The organism is Euzebyella marina, assembly GCF_003687485.1.
Taxonomy (GTDB): Bacteria; Bacteroidota; Bacteroidia; order Flavobacteriales; family Flavobacteriaceae; genus Euzebyella; species Euzebyella marina.
In genome coordinates this window covers 3,183,806-3,201,777 of the sequence record NZ_CP032050.1, presented here as the reverse complement: position 1 = coordinate 3,201,777, position 17,972 = coordinate 3,183,806, and the positions used below count along the sequence as shown (strand labels likewise).

Here is a 17,972-nt window from a genome sequence, read left to right as displayed (position 1 = left end):
TGGGATTGGGGGAACTCTAAATTCAAATTAATTGAAAGGCATCATAACCTTATGATTGAAATCTTATTAGGCCACCTTTTGGTCGTATGCGTAGATAACGGTTTTTTGTGGTTGAACTTGTGGCTGACGCTTATATTTCAAAGCAATTTTTTTGTAACCAAAATAAATTCTGACCAATTGAAATATTATGGTGGCCGAATCTTTCAATGAAAGTTTAGAACCGTCTACATGAATCCATCTGTTAATCGGTGATTCACAAATAAGTTCGGCTGCTTTTCGTCTGCCAAAATGAAGCGAAACCCTTCTGAATATTTCCACATCAAAAAGCCATTTGGTCAAAAAGGTTCTTTTGAAAACGACCTTGGCCAGTTCAACATCCATAATTTTAGCTCCGCACTGGGTATCGTTAAACGGCATTTTTAAAATAAACCGGATCAATAGATTAATCAGCTTGCTGATCAGGGCACGAGTAGAATTCTTTGAAATATCGGCACCCATGCGTAACATGCGTGAACCTCCAACAATCCTGTGTTTTGAATGTTTCAGAACTTGCAGCAAATTTTTAAAGTCACTTAAATCGGTAGATAGGTCTGCATCTAAATAACCGATATATTCCATATCTGAATTTTCTGAAAGAAACAGAGCTCCTTTACGAACGGCTTCTGCCTTTCCTACGTTCTTTTGACAATGGTAAACGCTTACGCTATAGGGAAACTCTTTTTTAAGCGACAAGAGCACTTCGTTCGTTTGATCGGTGCTTCCATCATTCACAAAGCAAAAGTGAAAGCCCAAGTTTTCATGTAGAAACTTTCTAAAAGATGCCACAGGCAATCTTTTTTCTTCATTATAACAGGGTATGACCACGCCTACCACATGTTCTTGAATGTACTGATCCGCGGGTAGCACGTCATGTGATTGTATAGTTTTTGGGTTTTTAAGAAGCGCTTTGACCCGCGCCGATAATTCCTTTAGGCTTACCGGTTTTTTAATAAAGTCATTCGCACCTCGGTTAAACGCATCTAACACGGTTTCTTGATCGTCTTGACCAGATAGAATGGCAATTGGCACATTGGATTTTAAGTCTTGACGAATGTACTCGACGACCAATAGACCCGATACACTAGGTACATTAATGTCGACCATAACAAGGTCTGGTTGAAATTCTTTGATCATACTTATGCCCATATGTCCACATGTAGCGGTCTGCACTTCATACCCCAGTTGCGTGAGGCACTTCTTCAAGTACAAGAGAACAATTTTCTGATCGTCAATGGCTAGAACTTTCATAGGTTAAGTTTTTTGAGTTTGGGACTCTTTACATTGGTTTGATAACACAATATTAACTTATTAATCTTACTATTATTTCCGATAATTCTTACAATTAGATGAAATAATGTGATATTTCAAAGGGATAAACCAAGGTTAGTTGGTCGATAGTTTTGATACGTATATCGGGTATTTTAGGAAGGTCTGTAAAGTACTATAACGTTTGAAGATTAAGCGTCCGATAACTCATTTACATCGCCGAAAGGGTATTGAAGCATGTCTTAATAATGGGTGAATTCGCCCATTATAGACGGTAATGCATTTCATCGAAAAGTTTTCAAACTAGTAAGAAAAGGATTACTTTTGTAGTCCCAAAACCCAAACCGATGAGAAACCTACCCTTCAAGTATAGCGTTTCAATACTTTGTATTGCCTATACCTTTTATTCCTGTTCTACAGATTTAGATGAATTTTCACCTGTTGTCGAAGAAGACAATATAAAAGAGTCTGTATCCGATTCCGTGCTTTTGAACATTTTGGAAGAGGAAGCCGAGCTTATCAAACAAGTCAGCACCGGTAAAATTGTTGACGTATCCGGTATGGAGGTCGTCAAAGAAAACCCGAAGAAAGTGTTCGCCCACTATATGCCATGGTTTCAAAGTTTAGACTATGATGGCTGGTGGGGCAACCATTGGACGATGGCCAATCAAGATCCTAATAATATCGATGCTGATGGAAGACGCGATATAGCCTCTTTTTTCTATCCTGAAATTGGCCCGTATTCATCAATAGATCCCGATTTACAGGAATACCATTTTTTAATGATGAAACTGTCCGGTATCGATGGCGTCATCTTTGATTGGTACGGAAGCCGAGATATCTATGATTATGGGGTCATGAAAGAGGCCACCGAAACCTTTATGTGGCGTTTAGAAGATCTAGGACTTGATTTTTCGATCATGTACGAAGACAGAACGGCATCACAGGCGGTCGATTTTGGCTTGGCACCCGATATCATCACCGCTGCCAAAGAAGACTTTGCCTATGTTCGTGATACGTATATGACGAGCCCAAGATATATGAGGTGGGATGGAAAACCTTTAATGTTCGTATTCGGGCCGCATTATATTCAGAACACTTCACAGTGGGATGATATCTTTACCGTCTTTCCGCAAGAAGACAAACCAAATTATATTTCTTTATGGGCTACTTCCGATAGATGGGTGGGCGATAGTGCTACGGGCGAATTTGCCTGGATCGACCAGACACACCTAGAGGCACATGGCCATTACTACTGGCACATGAACCAAACCAATAAATTGACCGTGGGAAGCGTGTACCCCGGTTTTGATAGTTTTAATGAATTAGGAGGTTGGGGGCAAAGCCACGATTGGTCGATAGATTGGAATGGGGGCGACACCTTTGTTGAAACCTTGAATTATACACATCATCAAACTTCTGATTTTATTCAGCTCACCACTTGGAACGATTTTGGGGAAGGAACCATGATCGAACCTACGGAAGAGTTCGGTTTTATGTATCTGCAATTGTTACAAGAATATACAGGAGTTACCTATACCCCCCAAGATTTACAAGTAGCTCAAGACCTCTATTTTTTAAGAAAGGAATTTTCTACTGGAAATGGTACGGCAAAATCAGTTACAGCTAAAGACAAGAAAAAAAGCTTGCCCCAACTTTATCTTGATCGGGCGTATCAGCACATTAAACGGGGTAATATGAAGCGGGCCCGTTACATTCTTTGGGCGGTCGATCGCTTCTTTTAATCTCGTTATGAAATAAATATTCAAACAAAACCCAAGAGATGCGTTTCTTGGGTTTTTTGCTTTTGTACAGTTTTAGTCCATTGGTTTTCCGCCAATCTCCCCTTGAAATATTTTAACTAACTTAATTCGCTGGTATAAGGTTGTATATCAAGAATATTAACCATCTGATATCCCATCAATCAAAGAATTATGAAGTTAAAAGTGCTATTTGTTTTTTTATTCGCCTTTACCCTGTGCGTAAAGGCACAAACCTCCTCTTCTGCGAGGGACAGTATCGCAGCCATTACCCAAAAAGATTTTCTCAATATGAAGCAGCAATTGGGCATTACAATTGACAACAGGCCTGGGCCTTCAGGAGACCCGACAGCCTCGAATGCTGCCAATAGCGATGAGGATAAAGTCGTACCGTATACGCTTCCAGACCCGCTCATTGCGAATAATGGTAAAGCCATCACCGGTCAAGGTGATTGGCAAAATGTTCGGCGGCCTCAACTGGTAAAACTATTTGAAGATGAAATGTACGGGCATTTGCCAAAAGACCTTCCCAATGTTGAATGGGCAGTCAAGCACGAGAAAGATACCACTGCGGGGCCCTATCCCGTAACGGAAATTCTTTTAAAAGGTACTGTTGACAATTCACGTTATCCACAAATACAAGTAGAGATAGAACTATTGATTGGCTTGCCAAAAGGAACATCTGAGGCTATACCATTGGTAACTCGTTTTGGTTCTATTACGTGGCCTTTCGGCCCACCTCCAGAGGAACCCAAAAGCTATTTCATTTCAGCTTATGAACCCCTTTGGAAACAACAATTGATTTCTAAAAAATGGGGTTATGCCATTTTGGTACCCTCAAGCATTCAAGATGACAACGGTGCAGGCCTTACCTCGGGAATCATTGGTTTGGTCAATAAGGGGCAATATAGAAAACCGGGGCAATGGGGAGCTCTTCGGGCATGGGCATGGGGTGCGGGCCAAGCGATGGACTATTTTAGCACCAACCCTTTAATCGATGAATCTCGTATCGGTATAGAAGGTACTTCCAGATACGGCAAGGCGGCCTTGGTAACCATGGCTTTTGACGAACGCTTTTCTTTGGGCTTTATCGGCTCTTCGGGTGCAGGAGGTGCTTCTTTGCTCAGAAGAAATTTTGGCGAAATGGTCGAAAACTTGGCGTCGTCAGGTGAATACCATTGGTTCTGTGGTAATTTTATCAAGTATGCCAGTGTGCTCACGGTAGAAGAGTTACCGGTCGACGCCCATGAACTGGTGGCCCTTTGTGCCCCCAGACCCGTATTTATCAGTGTTGGTTCGCCTTTGATTGAAGGAAATTGGGTAGACGGCAAAGGAATGTTCTTGGCAGGAGTTCATGCCTCACCCGTTTACAAATTGTTGGGTAAAAAGGGATTGAATACGAACGATTTTCCTCCTATGGGGGAAGCTCTGACCTCGGGTGAGATCGCTTTTCGACAACATGCAGGCGGGCATAGCACGGGGCCTAATTGGAGTACGTGGCTAGCTTGGGCAGATAGGTATTGGTCGCGGTAATTTTAGATTGAGTGTTCCTATTTTTGAAACCAACTCAATAACAAAAAGGAGCGCTGAGCTTAGGTTAGACAAATGGAGAAGGTACAATGGTGCTAATTGTACAACTTTCGGTTCTTTTTTCGTCTTTTTTTCTGCCAAACGATAAACCCTGTAACTGATAAAAGAGGCCCCGACAAACCTATCAAACAATAGAGTATTTTAATAGGTAGGCCACCAAACTGACCAAAGTGCAGTGGCGAAATCATACTGTCCAACTGAGTGAGTAATCCTGCCTCAGATACCTTCGTTACCGTGGTAACTTTTCCCGTTTCATTATCTACAAGAATCTTATTGAAATATTCACTCAGGTAAAACGGGTCATTTTTAAAAATTCCGTTCACGGTAATAGGAGCGGATTCATTTTTCGGTAATCGAATGTAGGTAGGATTAAAATCAGGATGGTCAATTTTTAATTGCGCCAAAGTTTGGTCTAGGGAAATATTAATTTTTGGTGGGGAAGGAGCCTTCGGTTCCTGTAATCCCGCTTTTGCCACTTTATAGGCCAAAAAAATGCCGGTAACGACTAGAATTAGGTTAAATAATAGGGCCCATACGCCTACATATCGGTGAATGCCCGAATTAAACTGCGCCCTTTTCTTTCTATTGAGTTTCACCTTAAATAGAAGTGTCTTTACGATAACTTTCCGGTAGAGCAGAATACCTGTGATGATAGAAAGAAGGTACATAATACCCATAATAAGTACCAGTATACGGCCAAAGGTACCGGCATGAAAAGAATAATGTAATTGCAGCAACCATTTCGTAAGGGTGGTATTCGCATCAATATTGGCTATTATCTGACCTGTGGAAGGATGAACGAATACGAATCGACGGGCATCGGGCAGTCTCAGATTAAAAAGGATGCTCTCCCCAGTCGTAAAATGGATGATTCGAGCTTCCCATCCAGGAAAGTGACTTTGAACGGTTTTGATGGCTTCATCCATAGTCAGATTACCCTCGGTAGAAACGACCTGATATTTCTCAAATATGGCTTCATCGATATCTTCGCTAAAAGCCAGAATAGCTCCTGTCAAACCTATGATCAGAAGAAATAAACCTGACACTAACCCTAGATAGGAATGATATTTTAGAAGTATCCTATTGTTCAAACTTGGTCGTTATGGGTGTCAATTCTTTTATTAGGAAGGCATCCAAAAAAAATAGTGTTAGGATGCCTTCTCAAAGATATGTCTATAATTGAACAGTCATTGAAAGATTAAAGCGTGCACCGTTCGCTTTTATATAATCATTGTCTCTAGCTGCCCATTGCGACAATAAATTGTAGTAGTCATTGTTCAAAAGATTTTCAATACCTAGTCCTATTTTTGTGGATGGAGAAATTTGGTAACTAGAGGTGAGGTTCACCAAACCAAAGGCACTTACAGGTCCTTGGCCGTATGAATAATCTCCCGAGTCGTTGGCTTCAAAGTGGTCTCTCTTACCCGAATAGATGTAAGATACTCTGGCATTCAATTTTTTGTTGTAATTGTAGGATAGATAGGTAACCGTTTTTAATGGTGGAATGCGGTCACTGTTCATATAGGTATCAAAGTTACCATTGTCTTCTTCATCTAATTTACCTTCGGTATACGATACAGAACCCCCAAAAGTAAGGTCATCGGTCAACGGGGTGTCCAAAGCAAGCTCGAACCCGTATACGCGTTCGGGTTGACGCGCAATTTCGAATACGCCGCTTTCTAACTCTCGATAGGTCGCGCCGAATTTAGAGGTGCTTATAAAGTATGCTCCGCTGAAATGTGTTTTGCCCAAACGGCTGTTGAAACCGGCTTCATAATTGTTGGCGATAACGGCGTCGGAATTAATTTGCGCTACGGTATTCTCGGTGGCCGAACGAAGGGTTCTGCCTAAATCGGCAATAGAGAAACTTTGTGAAAAGCTGACAAATGGTTTAAAAACAGGCCATTTGTTGTATCGTAGGCCGACATTGAAGGTAGTGGCGTTATATTCAAGATTGCCTCCTTCAACGGCTACACCACCGCTACTAGGCTCGGTTTCGCCCGTATTGTACCTCGTAAGGGTAGTGTAATTGGGTATATCGATCCCTATGTTCTCGAAACGAATACCCGCCTTCAAAACAAAATTTCGATACAGCGATTTTAATTGCAGGTACGGGGCCAAATTGGTCATATCGGTTTCCGGAACCCAGGGCCTACCATCCATCAATTCTTGGGCCGTTACGTCGTTAAGAATATCGACACCATATAATACGTTACCTGAGAGGTCGCCCATTTGATATGGGGTGTTGAAATTAAAACGAGCTCCCATTTTAGTAGAGATTATCGATGATTGTCCGCCTTCAAAGCCCAAATCCGGATCATAAAAACTTACGGTGTAACCATAGACCGTTCTAAAATCTTGGGCGTATAAATTCAATTTGAAGTCAGTTTCTCCAAAAATATTCAAGAAATTATAGGTCAATTGTGCATTGTGGTTGTAGCGGTTGCCTTGATCGACACTGAGGTCTTCACCTATAACACCAATAGAAGGAATTTCACCATACGTGCCTACTTCGGCTATATAGTCTGAATTCTGTTTACTACTGAAGTAATTGTACATTAATTCTATTTGATGGTCGTCTGCGATATCATAATTCAACTTGCCAAAAAGGCTGTATTGGCTCGTTTCACCTATACCGTAATACGGTGATACCACCTCACCATTTGCATCACGGAAAACACCGGTCTGGCGAAAGGTACCGCTAACTACATAGCCTAAATCATCGATGTTGCCCGAAAATGTCTGGCCTACATTGGCCCCGACCGTTTTATCGATATTCTTTAATGCTCCGGTGCTTCCCAAGAAGGTGGTGCTTTCAAAAGATTTGGCCGCTTTGGTTTTTTTGGTGATATAGTTAACAATACCTCCGTCGGCACCATTTCCATAAATGGCGGTGGCTCCTTTAATGACCTCTATACGCTCTATAGCACTAGGATCAATGGTGTTGATATCTCTATTTCCATTTCTTAACGGGGTCGATTGCGGTATACCATCGATCAAGACCAACATTTTACGACCCCTTAAGGTCTGTCCGGTGTTACTGGTTTGATTGGTACTTAGTGAAATACCGGGTACTTCTAGAAGTACATCGGCGACATTGGTACTGGTCTGCCCTAAATTTTCTATTTGTTGGGGGGAGATGACGGAAACAGATGAAGGTACTTCATCTAGCGTTTCACGAACCCTGTTCGATGTGATTACCACTTCATCCAACGATTGCGTCGAAGAGTTCATGGTTATATTCAGTTCTAGCCGTTCATTCGCAGTAATTGAAATCTGTTGGGTAACCGTTTCATAGCCAACACCTGAAAATTGAATAGTGTAAGAGCCTGCTTTTAGGCCTGAAAGATTGTAATTTCCGTTTTCATCGGCTACGGCTCCCTTAGAAGTTCCTTTTAAAGCAATGGTTGCATATACGACTGGTAGTTGGTTTTCATCGGTTATATTTCCATTAATGGAGGCTTCTTGCGCATAAACCGATAGCATCCCCATAATGAATAGTAGGGAGAATAAATGTTTCATCCTGTATTTATTTAGACTTAATATAAACAGGTGCAAAAGTACTCTAAAATGCAGCTTTCGCAAGACATTCTTCTTGTAAAAGCAAAACGATTTTAGAACCGTTTGGTTCTCAGTAATTCACGGATGAAAAAAAATAGAAAGAAGTTGACTATTATGTCAATCTTGGAAGAATTGATGGGTTTTTATTCAAAAAATCAGTGAGACTTTCGTGGAAAAAAATCGGCACATGGCTGACTTATGTTATCCCTTTTTTAACAGGATGTGGGTCGCTTTTTCACCTTCAATCTTTTCTATATTATTGAAACCCAGTCGGGCCATATCAATACCGGCGAATAAATGTTCCCCATCACCAAGAAAAACAGGGGATACCGATAAATGCAATTCATCAATAAAACCGGCTTCTAAACATTGTCTTATCATCGAGATACCGCCGCCTATGCGTATGTCTTTTCCGTTGGCCGCTTTTCGGGCTTTTTCGATGGCGGAAGATAGACCGTCGGTTATGAAATAAAAGGTAGTACCGCCCTTCATCTTTATAGGCTCTCTTTCGTAGTGGGAAAGTACAAAAACGGGCACGTGGTACGAAGGTTCATCACCCCACCAACCTTTCCATTTTTCATCGGGCCAATCACCGCGAATGGGGCCGAACATATTACGCCCCATGACCCAGGCCCCGATATTTTCCATTGATTTTTCGGCGAAATCATTATCAATTCCTTCAGTTCCTCCCGGCTTGCCCATCATTTTATGGAACATTTTGGTAGGGTGCATCCAGGTGTGCAGCTCATGGCCCCTAATGCCCAAAGGGTTTTCTTGACTTTGTTTCGGCCCTGCACCAAAACCGTCCAATGAAATGGAAAATGCCAATACCTTGATTTTGCCCATAAGAGAGATTTATTTTAATCTATCTAAAGATACAATGTAGCTACCATTAAAAATTAGCTTTTTGACAGTAACTGCCCATATCAAAGGTGTTCATATGGCATGTGTGGTTTTTGATTTCAGCTAATTACTAACGATATCCTCGTAATAATCGTTAAAGTCAATCTGTAGTAGCCTTTCAATGTTATCGTTATCCTCATCTAGGGTAAAGGTGCCAAAAGCAAGTTGTTTTTGATAATCAAAAATACTTTTGTTGAGAATTTTGGTAAACCTGCTTTCTAGCTTTTTTAGGTTAGGGCGTTGAAGGTCTTTGTTTATTTGTGTGCCATTGTAAGCGATAAAAAATACAAAATTGGTCGTAGGATGTTGCTGCCAGATTTTCTTCCAATCAGGACTCTTCTCCTCGATAAAATGTTGGTACGGATTCACCTGAAGACCGTGGTATATCATGTTGCCTAGACCCATTCCGCCAAAACGCATGGCATTGATTTCTATAGGAACCAAATCATCTGAAAAACGAAACTCTGAATGCAAGGTCACGTTTTTTAATTGAAGTTCTTCGTTCAGTCTATTAAAGAAAGTAATGGCTTTTTCAAATATTGTTTCAAACACCGATTTACTGGTATAGTAAATCATATGTAGGTATTCAGTATGCTTGGGTATGGGGTGAAAATAGATATTTACGATATGGGGCCTGCCCTTGGAGTCGTAGAACATATCTACCGCATATTCGTCACCTTCAATATAATCTTCTACCATAAATTCACTTTGGGAAAGTACACTGTTGGAAAGTACGGCCGAATTTTTCTCGATTTCTGACTTTATCTCTTTCGATACCTTGCCGAGGTCGCTATGTTCGTCGATGGTTTTAACGGCCGTTCCGAAACACCCTTTGATAGGCTTAATAATCTTCTTTGAGGGTATTTTTAAGGTTTCGATATCATCAAAGGAAACTGGATAGTATTCAAAAGCAGGGTACATTTCTTTTAGCAAACTGCGAAACAGTTGCTTTTCTTTCATCGCCATGATTCCTTCTTTTTTAATCGGATCTTTTAGGGTTTTCAAGACCGTTTCTAAAGATGCTTCAGAGGTAATGCATACTTTTTCGGAACCATTAAAGTATTTCTGCAGTTTTAGGAATTCGTCTTCGTCTATGAGATTCATTCCCTCGGTGTTGGGAAGCGTTTCAATAGTGCCCGATTCTGCACTTTTCGGATAGACCAAATAAAGCTTTTTGTTCATTCTTCAAAATGGATTTTGGTTGGTTTTGACTATAACCATTATAGTTTGAAGGTGTATAAATGAATTAGAGATTAGGCAAAGAAGAGTTGTCAGGCACTAATTTAAAAATTTCATTGCTTTTAATCGTACTACCAAAGGGCAATCATCGGCACATTGATTGTCAGTACAACTACACAGCGAAATCGTACCCCTATTATCGGTTTTAAATCGGCGGTGGAATCCTTTCTATGAGCCTACCGTTGGCATTGAACTTTAATAATAGAAATTCCGTAGGCGGTTTATAGGGCCATGCCACTCAGATTTACCATATTTGAAACCCGTAGGAAAAAATGAAAATGAAGTTGAAGAAGATGAGCGGGCACGGGAGCGTTTGCATTTTTGCGAACGTTCTGCTCGCGTTAACGAAGGTACATTTATACCAACGGTCTCGGCAATGAACAGTTGCGTGGGTTAGCACGGACTTTTGCAAGTACACAGCGAGCTGAAAATTCCGCAGGAATTATTGTAAGTAAGCCTTTTCTAGCAATGAATTATACACATTGTTGTAGCACGTTTTTTGTCCGAATTCAGTTCGTAAATAGCTGACATTCTTTCAGTTGTTATTTTTTAACGGATAAAAACACTAATAACCATGTAAATTTACTGACAAAAAGGAATTGGTATTATTTTTGATATAAGGAAAGACATTATTGGGCTGGGAACACAGCTGATGGTCACGTTTTATTATCAATGCACTTCGGTGTATCACGCGCAGGAATTGGCTGACGTGTGAAGACGCATTCCAGAAAACCAAATGCAGGCGCAATCTGTAACAAGAAAGCGTAAGCCCTGTACAAGGTCAAGGGATGACTTGAGTTCTATTTGAGATGTTTGTAACATAGTTATAAGTATTAAAGATACGAATTTAATTCTAACGATGAGTGGCGCTACCTAGGTTTAAACGCTGTAAAGTAGCATAAGGATTGTACCATCATAAAGCAGGCCACGACCAGCCCTTTTTTTATTTTATGATTCCAGATTGGCTAAAATTTAAAAAGTATCCACACATAGGTAAACCACTAACCAAAAAAAAGGATAAAGGTTGGGTAATAGAATATGTCACAAATCCTGATAAAATCGCCAATCATAAATTCACACCTTTACTTCATAAGAAAATTTATCAGCGTAAGTATAGACCAAACAAGGAAGCTCCAAAAAATAAGTTCAAGAAAAGACAAAGGTCAGTACAAAAACCAAAAGAACGTCCAATATTTTACGCCTCACATCTTGATTCTATTGTTTATAGTTATTACAGTCATAATTTAACTGAAGCTTATGAGAATTATCTTGAAAATGAAGACTATGGCGTTAGCGCAGTAGCTTATCGAAAAATTCCTATTGTTGAAGGCAAGAAAGGTAATAAAAGTAACATCGAGTTCGCTTTTGAAACATTTAAGTTTATTGAAGAAAACAAGCATCGTAAGTTGTCGATGATAGTAGCTGATGTTACATCATTTTTTGACAATCTTGACCATAGAATTTTGCATAAACAATGGAAACGTGTTTTAAAATCTAATAGCTTGCCTGAAGACCATTATAATGTATATAAAAGCTTAATTTCAAAGAGGTATGTTAATGAATTAGATTTATTTAGTAAGTTCCAAAATAGACTTATAGTCGAACGTGGAATCGAAAATGATGATAAGAAAACGAAATTACGTTACAAAAGGGTCAAGCATATTTGGAATTTAAAAAGAGAAAGAGTTGTTACATATTGCTCAAAAGAAGATTTTTTCAGAGAAGCAACGAATTTGATAAGAGTTGAAAAAAGTTGTAGTCATCAACATAAAAGATGTCGAGAAAATTGTGATTTGAAAGGAATTCCTCAAGGAACTCCAATGAGTGCAACTCTTGCAAATATTTATATGCTTGATTTTGATGAGTTGGTATTTAACGAGACCCAACAAAAAAATGCTTACTACCAAAGATATAGCGATGATTTAATTATAGTTTGTGACCAAAAAAATGAAGATTATTTTAACAATTTAATTCGCAAATCCATTGAGGATTTAGCAAAGCTTGACATACAACCTGAAAAAACAAATATTTATCGATATGAAAATATTAAAGGCGAATTTGTCGGTGGAATTGTAAACGAAAAGAATGTAGTTGTTCCAAATAAACAACTTGAATATTTAGGTTTTCAATATGATGGCAAAAAAGTTAGAGTAAAAACTGTTGGCTTTTCAAAATTCTACAGAAGTATGAAAAGAGCTTTTCGAAGAGGTGTTCATTTCGCTACAAAACCAGAGAATAAAAGTCATAATCTTTTTGAGGAAAGACTTTATAAAAGGTTTAGTTATAAAGGTGCAAAAAGAAGATTGATATATAAACCAGACCCAAAATCAGAAACTGGATATTCAAAATCTAAAGAACAATATTGGGGTAACTACATAAGCTATTTAGAAAAAGCTAATCGTGTTATGAAACCTATCAATGGTGATGATACAATCAAAAATCAATATTCAAAATTTTGGCCAATGTTTGAAAAGGAAATGAAAAAGGCATATAAACAAATTGGCGAAAAAGTATCCAAAATGTAAATCTCAATCTTTATTGTTCGTAGTTTCTTGAAATGTGCTACAACGCCCATGATTAAAGCGAGCGGCGCTAAAACACGGTTTTATTTCGCCGCGGGAGCATTGAGTCGTTTGTTTTGACCTTTGTTGGCAGAAGTTCCGCGAGCGTGCCCCGTTTGTGCTCGTATGGGCTATGGACCTAAGATAGTGAAAAAGAGCAAGGGAGAAACGCAAAAGGCGTATGCATGGGCGTTGGCAGGGATGAGCGGGCACGGGAGCGTTTGCATTCTTACGAACGTGCTGCTCGCTTAATCGAGGGTATGTTGATACCAATGGTTTGACTATGATTCCTTTGCGATGAAAATCAATAGGATTTTCGGAGTAGGAATTGAGCCAAATTAAATATACTGTTTCTTGGTTTAGCCTTTAGCGAGCAATGGATTTGAGCCGTTGTTAGCTTTAGTACTTTTTTCTTTCATCTTCTCTTTCCCAAATCCAATATTCAACTGTGTAATTCCAATGAGTATCATTTTTAAATATTCTATTATCGATTTGGGTCAGAGTATTTTTTAATTTTATTAAATCCTCGTCTGAAAATTCGGTTGGATAGTAAGACTCTGGTTTTATTTTTTTCAGATTATCTTGAAATTCAATTATTTCAATTGCGCAACGAGCGAACTTCTCAATATCGGCGTTTATGTATATTTCCTTAAATCCGTCGTCGTGATTTAGATACACAATTTCTCCATTCTCAGTGTTAATCACAACTGGGTCGCCAGAACCATTAAATCCGATATTTACGAACTTGTCAAATTCTGCATCTCCAATTTCCCAAGTTTCGTTTACAGTTTCCAAATCCTCCGTCAGATAATCGAAACTTAATTCTAGGACACCATTGGGCAATCCAATATCAAATAAAAATTCGGTTGATTTTGAGTCTAATTTAAATTTGTCTCTAGAACTAGAAAGAGCTGTAAGTAATTCTAGCTTATTCCATTTATTTAAAAAACTCACATCTGGCATTATATTAAAGCTATCTGTTTAACCATAAGCAGTTGGGTCCCGCAGGGCACTATTGCTTATAGGTTTTGTTGTGTGTTATTTTTTTATTTTATATTCAAATTCAAGAACTTTCAAATTCCACAAGGTTAAAGTTTGTAAGGCTGTAATTCTATCATTTTCACTACTTACGACCAATTTGTCTTTGAAGGATTTGATAAATTTACTCCATAATTGTCCTTTAGAATCCTTAAGCAAAAAGTAAAATCCACTATCTCCGATTCTTTGTCCAGAAGAATCTAAAATGAGTTCTCCATTTTTGCCTACACTAGGAGTTAAAATTACCGTAGCATTTCCATTTGGTAAAGGAAATATAGCTTTGATGCAAATCTGTGTATTCGGTAAAGAGCATGTCTCATAAACTCCTGAGTATACAATTTGACCTGTCGATTTAAATGTTCTTAACCAAATTGTCCTTTTAATTTCGTCTGATTCTGAATCGACTAATTTTATTATTTCATTGGTTAGTCCTGAGCCATCTTCTAAGTTTCTAATAGGGACATTAAGTTGCTCAATTCTCCTACTGAAAACACATTTTACTAGAGTTCCGAAAATTTTGAAAAATGGGTTCCATTTTGCCTTTAGGAGCAGATTATAGTTTGATGTGTTTTCATAGAAGTCAATTACGTTTGGAGACAGTTTTTTGAGTTCAGTTTCTGGCAGTCCGAGATTTAGAATTGAATCAAGTAGTCCTTGATTTTTTCTTTGTCTATCAATTACTAAACTCTCATCTTTAGCTAACTGCTCAACGAATTTTATCCCGATTCCTTTTGTTCCTCCAAATGGGCCTAAAAGCCATTGGTGTTTTTTATGGTCAATTCTTTGTCCAAACAGTATAACCCATTGTTGAGTAATCCAATCCTGAATGCTTTGATTTTTCCTAGCTATTCCCATCTCCACAAACAAGGTTTATTTTTTTGGAATAAAATTCGATTGACCTTTCCATTGTCCAAACTCCGCTAAAGGCTTAAATCGAAGTGTGGTAAACTCAAAATGAAAGTCTTTTCTTTCCCTTTCCTGCATTGCGCTAGAATGCCTTTTCGGTTTTTCCACTTTACTATGACCATGCACCATATCGGTCATTTCTTTTTCAGATTTCCAAATTGAAAAGGTCGAGACTGTGTTAGGGAACTTAACTGAGGCTAACGAGAGGGTTGTTCCTGGGTGGTCTCTAACAAGCTTCTCAACGGGTCTGCCCCAATGTATAAATCTAGGAACTGCCGAAGGTTTCATTCTTGCAATGGTAACGGCAACAACAGGAGAATTTGGACTTTCTAATTGGTCTTTATCAATTGGTATTTTAAATCCGCTAAACTTTCCCCATTCTCTGATAAAAGATAAACGCACATGCCAACCTCTTGCTAAAGTTTTTCCAAAACTGTCCTGTTCCAAATAGTTTTCAAGCGCATTTTCATTTTCCCATTGCATAAAAACAACTACTTGTCCTACCAAAACTCGTGAAGTCGAGAATATTGGAGACCCTAAGGTCATTGCGGTCATATACTCGGAATGGACAAGTCCTTTAGTGTCTTTGGAAATTGGACTTGAGAATATTCTCCTTACTGCTTCAAAAAATGGAAGTCTGATTAAATGATAAGAGAATATGCTCACTTTGTCTTTGATTGAAATGCTAGTTCTTTAAGTTTATTCAAATTACACACAACGCCCATGGTTAAAGCGAGCGGCGCTAAAACACGGTTTTATGACGCCGCGGGAGCTTTGAGCCGTTCGTTTTGACCTTTGTTGGCAGGAGTTCCGCGAGCGTGCCCTGTCTGCGCTCGTATGGGCTGTGGACCTAAGATAGTGAAAAAGTGCAAGGGAGAAACGCAAAAGGCGTATGCATGGGCGTTGGCAGGTATGAGAGGGCACGGGAGCGTTTGCATTCTTGCGAACGTGCTGCACGCGTTATCGAAGGTACATTTCTGCCAACGGTAAGGTTATGATTTCGTTGCGAGTAAAATCCGCAGGATTTTCCGAGTAGGAATCATAGGTTGTTAAAAGTTGGAAATTTTCAATTAACTAAAAACAAGCAATGGATTATAGCCAGTGTTGTAATGGGCTATTTTATTCCGTTAATATATTTTTTTAATTGTTCAAATAGTTTCTTTTCCTGCATTCTAAAAATAAACCAAAACCATAAAAGCGATACAGGAAGTAATAAATAAATCCAAATTGGAAAATTTTCGCCAGCCATATAGCCACAAAAGAAGATAAACACGAAAACGAATAGAGCAAAATATAATTCAATCCGCATTTTTGTTTTCAGTTCAATTCGAGTATTACCATTTACAGTTTCAATCAATTTTCCATAGCCCTTAATTCCATCAGTTGCTCCAGGAAATCCGTCAACTATTAAAGTTCCAAGTGAAAATTTTGACAGAAATTTAAAATTATTTTCGCCAATCCATTCCAACTCAAAATTACGCTCTCTTTTCAACCTTATCTTTTCTTTCAGTTCAGATATAGTTCCGTTGAATTCAATCGAGTCCTTTAATAGGATTTGGTTTATCAATTCCAGGTTGGTTTTAATGCATTACAACGCCCATGGTTAAAGCGCGCGGCGCTAAAACAAAGTTTTATGTCGCCGCGGGAACTTTGAGCCGTTCGTTTTGACCTTTGTTGGCAGGGAGTTCCGCGAGCGTGCCCTGTTTGTGCTCGTATGGGTTATGGACCTAAGATAGTGAAAAAGTGCAAGGGAGAAACGCAAAAGGCGTATGTATGGGCGTTGGCAGGGATGAGCGGGCACGGGAGCATTTGCAGTCTTGCGAACGTGCTGCACGCGTTACCGAAGGTACATTTCTGCCAACGTTCTAGTGTATGATTTCGTTAGGATAAAAGGGTCATGAATTTTCAGGTTTGTAAACAGTTTGTGGCTGCCGATATAGCCCAACGACCAATTCTCTGCAATGAGTTATGTCCATTGTTACCCATTGGCTTTTTTATTTAAAATTCTTGTCATTCCAAAAATTAGTATTACTCCAGTTATGATAAACGAAACTATTATCGAATATTTATTTATACCATCAAAGTTTTTTATAAATACAGGTGTTAGGAAATACGTTGTCAGATTATAACTTAAATGAGCTGAGATACTCAAGTAAATGTTATTTGTCTTGAGATAGATGTATGCGAATATTCCACCTGCAATAGAGGCGTTTAAAATTCCAGTATCTGAATAAATATGTACCAATCCAAAAATCAATGCGGAAATCCAAATCGCCTTTTTAAATCCTAACGAATTATTAATCTTCTGGGCTAAAATCCTACGAAAGAGAATTTCTTCAAAGATTGAAATTGAAATTACGATGATTAAAATTCGATTAAATTCAGCAGATTTTGTAAATCTTGACATTTCAATTCCAGCTAATTTAGTTGCAAGGACTGGAATAAAATTACCTAAACATAGAAGTCCTAAAGTTCCGGTTATTACTCCAAAAATGTGGTCTACCATGAATGATGAAGATTGTTTTTTAGGGAGCTTTCCTTTATTCGGTGCAACTAAGAGTAGTCCGGATACGAGCATTATTCCTAAATGACCTAAGTGAGCCAACAAAAAGTCTTTTATTTCAGATGTGAAATAGAAACCTAACAATAGGACTGAAGTAAAAAGAAATAAAATCAGGTAAAAGTTTTTTGTCATTCTTTTTATTGGAGGTCGATTTTTCAGCTTGCCACTAACGCCCATGGTTAAAGTGAGCGGCGCTAAAACATGGTTTTATGTCGCCGCGGGAGCTTTGAGCCATTCGTTTTGACCTTTGTTGATAGGAGTTCCGCGAGCGTGTCCTGTCTCTGCTCGTATGGGTTATGGACCTAAGATAGTGAAAAAGTGCAAGGGAGAAACGCAAAAGGCGTATGCATGGGCGTTGGCAGGGATGAGCGGGCACGGGAGCGTTTGCATTCTTGCGAACGTGCTGCTCGCGTTACCGAAGGTACATTTCTGCCAACGGTCTCGTATAACCGTCAGTTACGGGTTAAAGTACGCAAATTTTTCGGTTTAGCACAGACGTTAGCAATTCCGAGTGGATTCGGACGTAGTCGAATCCGCCGACCAAGC

Annotated in this window: 15 protein-coding genes; 5 read left to right on the top strand and 10 right to left on the bottom strand. The window is 39.1% G+C overall.

Annotated elements, in window-relative coordinates:
• Positions 1-66: 66 nt before the first annotated feature.
• Complete coding sequence (locus D1013_RS13785) at positions 67-1,287, bottom strand: response regulator (protein ID WP_121849386.1); 1,221 nt, start codon at positions 1,285-1,287, stop codon at positions 67-69.
• 365 nt (positions 1,288-1,652) lie between these two features.
• On the opposite strand from D1013_RS13785, the gene D1013_RS13780 reads away from it, so the two are divergent.
• Both D1013_RS13780 and D1013_RS13775 read left to right on the top strand, forming a co-directional pair.
• The gene (locus D1013_RS13780; protein ID WP_121849385.1) at positions 1,653-3,050 is read left to right on the top strand and encodes a glycoside hydrolase family 99 protein; all 1,398 of its coding nucleotides are present in this window, start codon (positions 1,653-1,655) and stop codon (positions 3,048-3,050) included.
• 189 nt (positions 3,051-3,239) lie between these two features.
• Positions 3,240-4,598: a glucuronyl esterase domain-containing protein gene (locus D1013_RS13775; protein ID WP_121849384.1), complete on the top strand. Its 1,359-nt coding sequence runs from the start codon at positions 3,240-3,242 to the stop codon at positions 4,596-4,598.
• A 92-nt stretch (positions 4,599-4,690) separates the two neighbouring features.
• Here the strand turns inward: D1013_RS13775 and D1013_RS13770 are convergent, their stop codons facing one another.
• The 4 genes from D1013_RS13770 to D1013_RS13755 form a co-directional block, all read right to left on the bottom strand.
• Positions 4,691-5,746: a PepSY-associated TM helix domain-containing protein gene (locus D1013_RS13770; protein WP_121849383.1), complete on the bottom strand. Its 1,056-nt coding sequence runs from the start codon at positions 5,744-5,746 to the stop codon at positions 4,691-4,693.
• A gap of 82 nt (positions 5,747-5,828) precedes the next feature.
• Entirely contained in the window at positions 5,829-8,177 is a 2,349-nt protein-coding gene (locus D1013_RS13765) for a TonB-dependent receptor (RefSeq protein ID WP_121849382.1), read from the bottom strand.
• Positions 8,178-8,417: 240 nt separating this feature from the next.
• Positions 8,418-9,062 carry a dihydrofolate reductase family protein gene (locus D1013_RS13760; RefSeq protein ID WP_121849381.1) on the bottom strand — a complete coding sequence of 215 codons (645 nt, stop codon included), beginning with the start codon at positions 9,060-9,062 and terminating at the stop codon, positions 8,418-8,420.
• A 120-nt stretch (positions 9,063-9,182) separates the two neighbouring features.
• Positions 9,183-10,301, bottom strand: coding sequence for an ATP-grasp domain-containing protein (locus D1013_RS13755; protein WP_121849380.1), 1,119 nt, complete (start codon positions 10,299-10,301; stop codon positions 9,183-9,185).
• 310 nt (positions 10,302-10,611) lie between these two features.
• Here D1013_RS13755 and D1013_RS20405 point away from each other — a divergent pair, with 310 nt between their 5' ends.
• Both D1013_RS20405 and D1013_RS13750 read left to right on the top strand, forming a co-directional pair.
• Positions 10,612-10,755 (top strand): hypothetical protein, encoded by a 144-nt coding sequence (locus D1013_RS20405; RefSeq protein ID WP_162987909.1) that lies wholly within the window; start codon positions 10,612-10,614, stop codon positions 10,753-10,755.
• Between the two features lie 553 nt (positions 10,756-11,308).
• Complete coding sequence (locus D1013_RS13750; protein ID WP_121849379.1) at positions 11,309-12,883, top strand: reverse transcriptase domain-containing protein; 1,575 nt, start codon at positions 11,309-11,311, stop codon at positions 12,881-12,883.
• Between the two features lie 435 nt (positions 12,884-13,318).
• Here the strand turns inward: D1013_RS13750 and D1013_RS13745 are convergent, their stop codons facing one another.
• The 4 genes from D1013_RS13745 to D1013_RS13730 form a co-directional block, all read right to left on the bottom strand.
• The gene (locus D1013_RS13745; protein ID WP_121849378.1) at positions 13,319-13,882 is read right to left on the bottom strand and encodes an SUKH-4 family immunity protein; all 564 of its coding nucleotides are present in this window, start codon (positions 13,880-13,882) and stop codon (positions 13,319-13,321) included.
• A gap of 75 nt (positions 13,883-13,957) precedes the next feature.
• Entirely contained in the window at positions 13,958-14,812 is an 855-nt protein-coding gene (locus tag D1013_RS13740) for a hypothetical protein (RefSeq protein ID WP_121849377.1), read from the bottom strand.
• Between the two features lie 15 nt (positions 14,813-14,827).
• On the bottom strand, positions 14,828-15,529 hold the full coding sequence (locus D1013_RS13735; protein ID WP_121849376.1) for a hypothetical protein: 702 nt from the start codon (positions 15,527-15,529) through the stop codon (positions 14,828-14,830).
• Positions 15,530-15,977: 448 nt separating this feature from the next.
• Positions 15,978-16,430: a hypothetical protein gene (locus tag D1013_RS13730; RefSeq protein WP_121849375.1), complete on the bottom strand. Its 453-nt coding sequence runs from the start codon at positions 16,428-16,430 to the stop codon at positions 15,978-15,980.
• 176 nt (positions 16,431-16,606) lie between these two features.
• On the opposite strand from D1013_RS13730, the gene D1013_RS20600 reads away from it, so the two are divergent.
• Positions 16,607-16,732, top strand: a complete 126-nt coding sequence (locus D1013_RS20600) for a hypothetical protein (RefSeq protein WP_262688122.1) — start codon at positions 16,607-16,609, stop codon at positions 16,730-16,732.
• A 109-nt stretch (positions 16,733-16,841) separates the two neighbouring features.
• Here D1013_RS20600 and D1013_RS13725 read toward each other — a convergent pair whose 3' ends face one another.
• Entirely contained in the window at positions 16,842-17,603 is a 762-nt protein-coding gene (locus tag D1013_RS13725) for a CPBP family intramembrane glutamic endopeptidase (protein WP_121849374.1), read from the bottom strand.
• Between the last annotated feature and the right edge of the window lie 369 nt (positions 17,604-17,972).